Annotated in this window: 6 protein-coding genes; 3 read left to right on the top strand and 3 right to left on the bottom strand. The window is 65.5% G+C overall.

Annotated features, from left to right (window positions below):
• The coding region (locus tag B3E94_RS02905; RefSeq protein ID WP_286912252.1) for an AMP-binding protein at nucleotides 1–1,022 on the top strand (1,022 nt) is incomplete at its 5' end.
• Nucleotides 1,023–1,148: 126 nt separating this feature from the next.
• Here the strand turns inward: B3E94_RS02905 and B3E94_RS02910 are convergent.
• Complete coding sequence (locus tag B3E94_RS02910; protein WP_176517816.1) at nucleotides 1,149–2,456, bottom strand: NAD(P)/FAD-dependent oxidoreductase; 1,308 nt, start codon at nucleotides 2,454–2,456, stop codon at nucleotides 1,149–1,151.
• Between the two features lie 30 nt (nucleotides 2,457–2,486).
• A complete protein-coding gene (locus B3E94_RS02915; protein WP_176517815.1) occupies nucleotides 2,487–3,851 on the bottom strand; it encodes a glutamine synthetase family protein in 1,365 nt (454 codons plus the stop codon).
• 533 nt (nucleotides 3,852–4,384) lie between these two features.
• Between B3E94_RS02915 and hrpA the strand changes: the two genes are divergently transcribed.
• Together hrpA and B3E94_RS02925 are read left to right on the top strand one after the other, a co-directional pair.
• Entirely contained in the window at nucleotides 4,385–8,290 is a 3,906-nt protein-coding gene (hrpA, locus tag B3E94_RS02920; RefSeq protein WP_176517814.1) for an ATP-dependent RNA helicase HrpA, read from the top strand.
• Nucleotides 8,291–8,485: 195 nt separating this feature from the next.
• Nucleotides 8,486–9,607: a beta-ketoacyl-ACP synthase III gene (locus B3E94_RS02925; protein WP_286912253.1), complete on the top strand. Its 1,122-nt coding sequence runs from the start codon at nucleotides 8,486–8,488 to the stop codon at nucleotides 9,605–9,607.
• A 197-nt stretch (nucleotides 9,608–9,804) separates the two neighbouring features.
• Here B3E94_RS02925 and B3E94_RS02930 read toward each other — a convergent pair.
• Nucleotides 9,805–10,568 (bottom strand): putative porin (locus tag B3E94_RS02930; RefSeq protein WP_286912254.1); only part of this gene is annotated, 764 nt, incomplete at its 5' end.

A 10,568-nucleotide genomic window follows, 5' to 3' on the forward strand; every position in this document is an offset into this window, starting at 1 on the left:
TGCTGACCCACCGCAACCTGGTCGCCAACATGCTGCAGTGCCGGGCGCTGATGGGCTCTAACCTGCAAGAAGGCTGCGAGATCCTCATCACCCCGCTGCCGCTGTACCACATCTATGCCTTTACCTTCCATTGCATGGCCATGATGCTGATCGGTAACCACAACGTGCTGATCAGCAACCCGCGCGACCTGCCAGCGATGGTCAAGGAGCTGGGCAAGTGGAAGTTCAGCGGTTTCGTCGGCCTCAACACCCTGTTCGTTGCCCTGTGCAACAACGAGGCGTTCCGTGCGCTGGACTTCTCGGCGCTGAAAATCACCCTGTCCGGTGGCATGGCCCTGCAGCTGAGCGTGGCCGAGCGCTGGAAGACGGTCACCGGTTGCGCCATCTGCGAAGGCTACGGCATGACCGAGACCAGCCCGGTGGCGGCGGTCAACCCGGCCGAGGCCAACCAGGTCGGCACCATCGGCATCCCGGTGCCATCGACCCTGTGCAAGGTCATCGACGACAACGGCAACGAACTGCCGTTGGGCGAAACCGGTGAGCTGTGCGTCAAGGGCCCGCAGGTGATGAAGGGTTACTGGCAGCGTGAAGACGCCACCGCCGAAATCCTCGACGCCGAGGGTTGGCTGAAGACCGGTGACATCGCCCTGATCCAGCCCGACGGCTACATGCGCATTGTCGATCGCAAGAAGGACATGATCCTGGTCTCGGGCTTCAACGTGTACCCCAACGAGCTCGAAGACGTGCTCGCGGGCCTGCCGGGCGTGCTGCAATGCGCGGCGATCGGCGTGCCGGACGAGAAGTCGGGTGAAGTGATCAAGGTGTTCATCGTGGTCAAGCCGGGCATGACCCTGACCAAGGAGCAGGTGATGGAGCACATGCGTGCCAACGTCACAGGCTACAAGGTGCCGCGATACATCGAGTTCCGCGATGCCTTGCCAACCACCAACGTGGGCAAGATCCTGCGTCGCGAACTGCGTGATGAAGAGCTGAAAAAGCAGGGGTTGAAGAAGATCGCCTGATCTTCCCGGCCTCGGCTGGCTTGACTGGCCTCATCGCCGGCAAGCCGGCTCCCACAGGTAGACCACAGTGCTCGAATCTGGTGGTTCTCCGTGGGAGCCGGCTTGCCGGCGATGAGGCCGGTAAGATCAGCGCAATTTCTCAAGCATCTGGTAGTACCACATCCCCGCCGCCAACAGCGGATTGCCCAGCAGATCCCCCATCGGCACCTTGATGTGCTTGCACTCGGCAAAGGTATCGAACTTCTCCAGCGTCCCAGTCAGCGCCTCGGCCATGATCTCGCCCATGATGTGGCTGGTGGCGATGCCATGCCCCGAGTAGCCCTGGCAGTACCAGACGTTGTCCGACAGCTTGCCCAGTTGCGGAATGCGGTTGACCACGATGCCCATCGCGCAGCTCCACTGGAACTCGATCGGCACGCCCTTGAGCGCCGGGAAGGTGCGCTCGATGCACGGGCGCAGCTCGCCTTCGATATCCCGTGAATCCTTGCCCGAGTAGTTGGCGCCGCCGCCGAACAGCAGGCGCTTGTCCGCTGTCAGGCGGTAGTAGTCGAGCACGAAGCGGCAGTCGTACACCGCCAGGTCCTGCGGGTTGATCTGCTCGGCCAGCTCACCCAGCGGCGCCGTGGTGACGATGCCGCCCATGGCCGGGAAGATCTTGCCCTTGAGCTGGCGCTTTTCCAGCTTGTGGTAGACGTCGCCGGCCAGCATCACCTGGCGCGCCTCGACCCGCCCATGGGCGGTGACGACGGCCGGGCGTGGGCCATGGACGATGTCCAGCACCTCGGAGTTCTCGAAGATCAGCGCCCCCAGGCTGTGGGCCGCGCGCGCTTCGCCCAGGCACAGGTTGAGCGGGTGCAGGTGCAGGTTGCGCATGTTCTTCAGCGCGCCCAGGTACAGCGGGCTCTGCAGGTGCTGGGCCACGGCATTGCGGTCGAGCAGTTGCACCTGGTCGCCCATGCCGCGGCGCTCGGCCTCGGCCTGGAAACCGCGCAGCTCATCCATGTGGGCGGGCTTCATGGCCGCGTGCAGGTGGCCGCGCTTGAGGTCGCAGTCGATGCCATAGCGCTCGACCCGCTGCTCGATCAGCTGGTGCCCGCGCCAGCGCAGGTGCCAGATGAAGTCATCGACATCGTTGCCCAGGCGCTGGCGCATCTGCGTGCGCATGGCCTCGTCGCCCGACAGGCTGCCCGTGACCTGCCCGCCATTGCGCCCGCTGGCGCCCCAGCCGATGCGGTTGGTTTCCACCACGGCAACCTTCAGGCCACGCTCGGCCAGCTCCACGGCAGTGGCCACGCCGGTGAAGCCGCCGCCGATGATGGCCACGTCGACCTGCACCGTACCCTTGAGCTGCGGGTATTCGGTGTGGTCGTTGAGGGAGGCGCTGTAATAGGACGGCGCGCGCTGGGCCGGGCCGTTGTTGAGTGCTGCGTTCATGGGTATTCCTTGTTCTGAATAGGGTAGGGCTCAGGCCTGGTGCAGGTACCAGCGCCAGTCCTGTTCGCTGACTTCGGCCATGAACTGGCGGTACTCGGCACGCTTGACCTTCAGGTACACACCGAGGAAGGCCTCGCCGAGCGCTTCGCGCGCCCACTCGGAACGCTCCAATGCGTCGAGGGCGGTCAGCCAGTCGGTGGGCAGGTGCTCGGTGGCCTGGGCGTAGCCGTTGCCTTCCACCGGCGCGCCCGGGTCGAGCTGCTCGCGGATGCCGCGGTGGCTGGCGGCGAGAATGGCCGCCGCCGCCAGGTAAGGGTTGGCGTCGGCGCCGCAGATGCGGTGCTCCACGTGGCGGCTGTTGGCCGGCCCGCCGGGCACGCGCAGGCTCACGGTGCGGTTGTCGACGCCCCAGGTCGGCGCCAGCGGCGCGTAGCTGTTGGCCTGGAAGCGGCGGAACGAGTTGGCGTTGGGGCAGAACAGCAGCAACGAGTCGCGCAGGTGGCGCAGCATGCCGGCCACCGCCTGGCGCAGCAGCGGGGTACCGGCCTTGTCGTCGCTGGCGAACAGGTTGTTGCCTTCGCTGTCGGCCAGGCTCAGGTGCATGTGCATGCCGGTGCCGGCCAACTGGGCGAAGGGCTTGGCCATGAAGCAGGCTTGCATGCCATGGGCATGGGCCACGCCCTTGACCAGGCGTTTGTAGCGCACGGCCTGGTCCATGGCCTCCAGGGCATCGCCATGTTCCAGGGTGATTTCCACCTGGCCCGGGGCGTATTCGGAAATCGCCGTGCGCGCCGGGATGCCCTGGGCCTTGCAGGCGGCGTAGAGGTCAGCGAGGAACGGCTCGATCTGCTCCAGCTCGCGCAGGCCATAGACCTGGGTGCTGCGCGGGCGCCCGCCGTCGTTGTCCAGCGCCGGTTGCGGGCGGCCCTGGGCATCGCGTTTCTGGTCGAGCAGGTAGAACTCCAGCTCGCAGGCCATCACCGGGTGGTAGCCGTCGGCCTTCAGGGCTTGGACGGTGCGCAGCAAGACGTGGCGCGGGTCGGCGACGCTGGCCGGCATGCCCTCGGTGGGGTGCATGCTGACCTGCACTGCGGCAGTCGGCACCCGGCGCCAGGGCAGGCGTACCAGGCTGCCGTCCAGCGGGTAGGCGCGGCAATCGATATCGCCCACGTCCCAGACCAGGCCTGAGTTTTCCACGTCATCGCCATTGAGGGTCAGGCCCAGGATGGTGCTGGGCAGCGGGCGGCCGCTCTGGTACACGGCCAGCAGTTCCTCGCGGTGCAGCAACTTGCCGCGGGGTACGCCGTTGGCGTCGAGGATGAACAACTCGAACAGCTCGATATCCGGGTTGTCGGCGAGAAAACGGCGGGCTTGCTCTACAGGTGCAAAGTGCATGATGGATTCGCTCGTGGGCACACAGGACCGCCGCTTGGCTGCGGTCCAGCTGAGTCAATCGGCCGAAGGGTGGCCGGGTATGTTCAGAGAGGCGAGAGCGAAGTGTCCGGTGGGCGGGCGTGACGGCAGTGCCACAGGGCCCAGAAGGCGAGGATCACATGGACCAGCGGATTTTCGCCGGCGCAGGTCCTGGCCTTCGGTAGCGAAGGGCGGGACAGCGGCGGGGCGATGGTCGGTGCGGGGGTCATGCCTTGGATACTCACATGCGGCGTAATGTTGATTAAAGCAGTGAATGGCAACCTTCACATCGGGGTTCACTAAACATACAGGGAGCCTGCGCTGGCCCTATCGCCAGCAAGCTGGCTCCCACAGGTACAGCACAGAATCTGAAACCTGCGGTGCACCTGTGGGAGCCGGCTTGCCGGCGATAGGGCCCGTACAGCCAGCAATCAACCGGCAAATCTGCGACAATCGCCCATCCATCGAATGCCGATCATGAAAAAGCAGGCCCACCTGCATCACTAAAAAGCCCCATGACTGACCACGCCATCGACAAACTGCTGCAAAACCTCGACCACGCCATGATCGCCGACCGCCATCGCCTGCGCCGGCAACTGCATGAGCTGCGCAAGCGCCCCGACGAGGCCAAGCTTGCCCAGTGGGTGGAAAAGGTCCAGGCGTCCTGCGCCCAGGTCACCGCGCGCCAGAACAGCGTGCCGGTCATCCGCTACGACGACAGCCTGCCGATCGCCGCCAAGCGCGACGAGATCAAGAAGGCCCTGGCAGAACACCAGGTGCTGGTGATCGCCGGCGAGACCGGTTCCGGCAAGACCACCCAGCTGCCCAAGATCTGCCTGGAGCTGGGCCGCGGCAGCCATGGCCTGATCGCCCACACCCAGCCACGGCGCATCGCCGCGCGCAGCGTGGCGGCCCGGGTTGCCGAAGAGCTGGCAACGCCGCTGGGCGGGCTGGTCGGTTACCAGGTGCGTTTCGAGGACCAGAGCGACGCCAACACCCTGGTCAAGCTGATGACCGACGGCATCCTCCTGGCCGAGACCCAGCACGACCGCTTCCTCGAGCGCTACGACACGATCATCGTCGACGAAGCCCACGAGCGCAGCCTGAACATCGACTTCTTGCTCGGCTACCTGAAGACCCTGCTGCACCGCCGGCCGGACCTGAAGCTGATCATCACCTCGGCGACCATCGACCTGGAGCGCTTCTCCAAGCATTTCGATGGCGCGCCGATCATCGAGGTGTCCGGCCGCACCTACCCGGTCGACACCTGGTACCGGCCGCTAACCAGCGAGCAGGACGAAGAAGGCAACCAGATCGAGGACGATCTCACCGTCGACCAGGCGATCCTCGCCACCCTCGACGAGATCGCCCACCACGAGCGCAGCGAGGGCAAGGGCCCGGGCGATGTGCTGGTGTTCCTGCCGGGTGAGCGGGAAATCCGCGACGCTGCCGAGATCCTGCGCAAGGCGCAATTGCGCCATACCGAGATCCTGCCGCTGTATGCGCGCCTGTCGCCGGCCGAACAGCAGCGCATCTTCCAGTCGCACAGCGGGCGGCGCGTGGTGCTGGCGACCAACGTCGCCGAAACCTCGCTGACCGTGCCCGGCATCCGCTACGTGATCGACACCGGCACCGCGCGCATCAGCCGCTACAGCTACCGCGCCAAGGTCCAGCGCCTGCCGATCGAAGCGGTGTCCCAGGCCAGCGCCAACCAGCGTAAAGGCCGCTGCGGCCGGGTCGAGCCGGGCATCTGCATCCGCCTGTACAGCGAAGAAGACTTCAACGGCCGGCCGGCCTTCACCGACCCCGAGATCCTGCGCACCAACCTGGCCGCGGTGATCCTGCAGATGCTGCACCTGCGCCTGGGCGCCATCGATGCCTTCCCGTTCATCGAGCCGCCGGATGGCAAGGCCATCAGCGACGGCTTCAACCTGTTGCAGGAGCTCTCGGCGGTCAACCGCGAGAACCAGCTGACCCCACTCGGCCGCCAGCTGGCGCGCCTGCCGATCGACCCCCGGCTGGGCCGCATGCTGCTCGAAGGCGCCCGCCAGGGCAGCCTGCAGGAAGTGTTGATCGTCGCCAGTGCGCTGTCGGTGCAAGACCCGCGCGAGCGCCCGCCGGAGCGCCAGCAGGCTGCCGACCAGGCGCACGCGCAGTGGAAGGATGTGGATTCGGACTTCGCGGCGCTTATCAACCTCTGGCGTGGCTTCGAAGAGCAGCGCCAGGCGCTGACCGCCAACCCGCTGCGCAACTGGTGCCGCAAGAACTTCCTCAATTACCTGCGCCTGCGCGAATGGCGCGATGCCCATCGCCAGCTGGCGCTGATCTGCCGTGAGCTGCAGCTGACGGTGAACAAGGAACCGTCCGACTACCAGAAGGTGCACAAGGCCATCCTCAGCGGCCTGCTCAGCCAGATCGGCCACAAGGCCGAAGAGGGCGATTACCAGGGCGCGCGCCAGCGCCGCTTCTGGGTTCACCCATCCTCGGGCATCGGCCGCAAGCGCCCGCAGTGGCTGATGGCGGCCGAGCTGGTCGAGACCACCAAGCTGTATGCGCGCATGGTCGCCAAGATCGAGCCCGACTGGATCGAGCCGCTGGCCACCCACCTGGTGAAGAAGAACCACTTCGAGCCGCACTGGGAGAAGAAGCGCGGGCAAGTGGTGGCCTACGAGCAGATCACCTTGTACGGCTTGATCCTGGTGGGCCGGCGCCCGGTGCACTTCGGCCCGATCGACCCGGTCACGTCCCGCGAGCTGTTCATCCGCGAGGGCCTGGTGGGCGGCGAGATCCAGTCGCGGGCCAAGTGCCTGGCGGCCAACAAGCGCCTGCTCGAAGAACTCGACGAGCTGGAGGCCAAGGCCCGCCGGCGCGACATCCTCGCCGATGAAGAAACCCTGTACGGCTTCTACGAGGCGCGCCTGCCGGCCGAAATCCACCAGACCGCGACCTTCGACAGCTGGTATCGCATGGGCAGCCAGAAGGACGCCAACCTGCTGATCATGCGCGAGGAAGACGTGCTGGCCCGCGAGGCCAGCGAAGTCACCGCAGCGCAGTACCCCGACAGCCTGCAGGTGGGCGAACTGCGCCTGCCGTTGACCTACCACTTCGAACCCGGCCACCCGCGTGACGGCGTGACCGTGCGGGTACCGGCGCCGTTGTTGCCGAGCCTGCCGGGCGAGCGCCTGGAGTGGCTGGTGCCAGGCCTGCTGGAAGCCAAGTGCATCGCTCTGGTGCGCAACCTGCCCAAGGCTCTGCGCAAGAACTTCGTGCCGGTGCCGGACTTCGTCAAGGCGGCGCTGTCACGCATGGCCTTCGCCCAGGGCGCGCTGCCCCAGGCGCTGGGCCAGGAGCTGCTGCGCATGACCGGTGCGCGGGTGTCGGATGAGGCCTGGGAGGAGTCCATCAGCCTGGTCGAAGGCCACTTGCGGATGAACATCGAAGTGGTCGACGGCCAGGGCAAGTTCCTCGGCGAGGGCCGTGACCTGGCCGAGCTGACCGCCCGCTTTGCCGCCGCCAGCCAGGCAGCGTTGGCAGTGCCGCGCAGCGAGAAGAGCGAACAGCCGGTGCAGGCCAAGGCCTTCAGCGAGGTGAAGCAGACCGCCCAGCAGAAGATCGCCGGGCTGTCGATGACGGTTTACCCGGCGCTGGTGGAAGAAAGCGGCAGCGTGCGCGAAGGGCGTTTCTCGACCCAGGCCGAAGCCGAGTTCCAGCACCGCCGCGCCTTGCAGCGCTTGCTGCTGCAGCAGTTGGCGGAGCCGGCCAAGTTCTTGCGCGGCAAGCTGCCGGGGCTGACCGAGCTGGGCCTGTTGTACCGCGAGCTGGGCCGGGTCGAGGCGCTGGTCGAGGACATCCTGCTGGCCAGCCTGGACAGCTGCATCCTCGAAGGCGAAGCCAGCCTGCCACGCGATGGCGCGGCGCTGGCCGGGCTGGCCGAGCGCAAGCGCGGCAGCTGGGCCGAGCACGCCGAGCGCCTGGCGCGCCAGACCCTGGAGGTGCTCAAGCTGTGGCATGGCCTGCAGAAGCGCTTCAAGGGCAAGATCGACCTGAGCCAGGCCGTGGCCCTCAACGACATCAAGCAGCAGCTGGCCAACCTGGTGTACCCAGGCTTCGTGCGCGAGACCCCGAGCGCCTGGTTCAAGGAGCTGCCGCGCTACCTCAAGGCGGTGGAACTGCGCCTGGAAAAACTCGGCGCCCAGGTGCAGAAGGACCGGGTGTGGAGCGCTGAGCTGAGCAACCTGTGGGCGCAGTACAAGGCCCGAGCCGACAAGCATGCCCAGGAAGGCAAGCGTGATGAGCAGCTGGCCTTGTACCGCTGGTTGCTGGAGGAATATCGGGTGTCGCTGTTCGCGCAACAGTTGGGTACAAAAGTGCCGATTTCCGACAAGCGCCTCAGTAAACAGTGGTCGCAGGTGGAAGCCTAAACACCCGAAGTTGTGGCAATATTGATGCAATTTGCGGCTGCAACGCCGCCCTTCGCTAACAAGCTCGCGCTCCTGCAGGCGCGAGCTTGCTTGCGATCGAGGGCAACGCTCTCGTCTTCAATCTGGCACTAAAGTGCCATTATGCATTTTCCAGCCAGCGCCCCGCGGCGATGGCCTTTGACCAGAGGAACGACCGTGCATAACGTCGTGATCAGCGGCACCGGCCTGTATACCCCGGCCCAGAGCATCTCCAACGAAGAACTGGTGGAGTCCTTCAACACCTGGTCGCAGCAGTTCAACCGCGACAACGCCGATGCCATCTCGCGCGGCGAGATCGAAGCCGCGCCGCTGTCCGATGCGGCCTTCATCGAGAAGGCCTCGGGCATCAAGAGCCGCTTCGTGATGGACAAGGCCGGCATCCTCGACCCGCAGCGCATGAAGCCGCGCCTGCCCGAGCGTTCCAACGACGAGCAGTCGATCCTCTGCGAAATGGGCGTGGCCGCAGCCCGCCAGGCACTGGAACGCGCCGGCCGCACCCCGGCCGATGTCGACGGGGTGATCGTCGCCTGCTCCAACCTGCAGCGCCCGTACCCGGCCATCGCCATCGAGGTGCAGCAGGCCCTGGGCATCGAGGGCTTTGCCTTCGACATGAACGTGGCCTGCTCGTCGGCCACCTTCGGCATCCAGACCGCCGCCAACAGCGTGCAGCTGGGCCAGGCCCGCGCACTGCTGGTGGTGAGCCCGGAAATCTGCACCGGGCACCTGAACTTCCGCGACCGCGACAGCCACTTCATCTTCGGTGACGCGGCCACTGCGGTGCTGGTCGAGCGCGCCGACCAGGCCACTTCGGCGCATCAGTTCGACATTGTCGGCACCAAGTTGCTGACCGCGTTCTCCAACAACATCCGCAACAACTTCGGCTTCCTCAACCGCACCGCGGAAGAGGGCGTCGGCGCGCCAGACAAACTGTTCGTGCAGGAAGGCCGCAAGGTGTTCCGCGAAGTGTGCCCGATGGTCGCCGAGCTGATCGGCAAGCACCTGGGCGAGAACGGCCTGCAGCCTTCCGATGTCAAGCGCTTCTGGCTGCACCAGGCCAACCTGAGCATGAACCACCTGATCGTGAAGAAACTGCTGGGGCGCGAGGTGGCCGAGGAAGATGCACCGGTGATTCTCGACCGCTATGCCAACACCAGTTCGGCGGGGTCGGTGATTGCCTTCCACTTGTACCAGGATGACCTGGCCAAAGGCTCGCTGGGGGTGTTGAGCTCGTTTGGTGCGGGGTATTCGATTGGTAGTGTGATTCTGCGCAAGCGCTGATTTTTCAGGCTGTCTGTTCCGGCCCCTTCGCGGGGCAAGCCCGCTCCCACAGGTTCATCACACATCAAGTACTGTGATGAACCTGTGGGAGCGGGCTTGCCCGCGAAGGGGCCGACGCATTTGTGCAGACAAAAAAAGGCAGGAAGCACCGGATGGGGTCGGTGCTTCCTGCCTGAGTAACGCAAGGGAGCTACAGCTTAGAACTTGGCTTCCAGGTCCACCTGCAGGGTGTCTACATCAGCATCGCTGTTCGGCAGGTTGGAGTAGTCGGTCTTGGCCATCATGTAGGCCGCGCCCAGGGCGAAGTTCTTGTCGATCTCGTAGCCGACCTTGAACTTGTGGCCACGCGAACCCGTAAAGCCGTTGCCGAAGTCCGAATCGGTGAACAGGCTGACTACACCGTTACGCTGTACGTCGCGGTAGTTGTAGTCCAGGCTCCAGGCGCCGATCTTGCTCTTCAGGCCAGCCAGCCAGGCCTTGTCCTTGCCATCGGTGCTCTCGGTGTTCTTGACGAACTGGCCGTAAGCCGACAGCGGGATGGCGAAGCCGGTGAAGTCGACCTGGCCAAAGCCTTCCACCAGGTTGAACTCGTCGGTGGTGTTGCCCAGCGAGCGCAGGGCAGCCGAGGCCTTGTCGTTGTCGTAGCCGTAGATGCTGCCGCCCACGGTGACCTTGACGGTGTCAGCCGCGTTGAACTTGGTACCCAGCTGGGCCGCGTACAGTTGCGCGTCGTGCTTGAACTGCACGCCGTCGCCATCGACGTTGTCCTTCAGGTTGTAGTGGCCGATGCTGCCGAACACTTCGGCAGGGCCGAGGTTGGTCTTGTAGGTGGCTGCCACGCCTTCCGGGTTGATGTCGCTGTCCCAGATGATGTCGCCCATGCTCACCCATGGCTGCATCATCTTGCCGCCGATCAGGTGCAGGTTCGGCACGGCAGTGGGGTGCCAGTCGAGGTAGGCCA

This window comes from Pseudomonas sp. UBA6315 (assembly GCF_002438125.1).
Taxonomy (GTDB): domain Bacteria; phylum Pseudomonadota; class Gammaproteobacteria; order Pseudomonadales; family Pseudomonadaceae; genus Aquipseudomonas; species Aquipseudomonas faucium.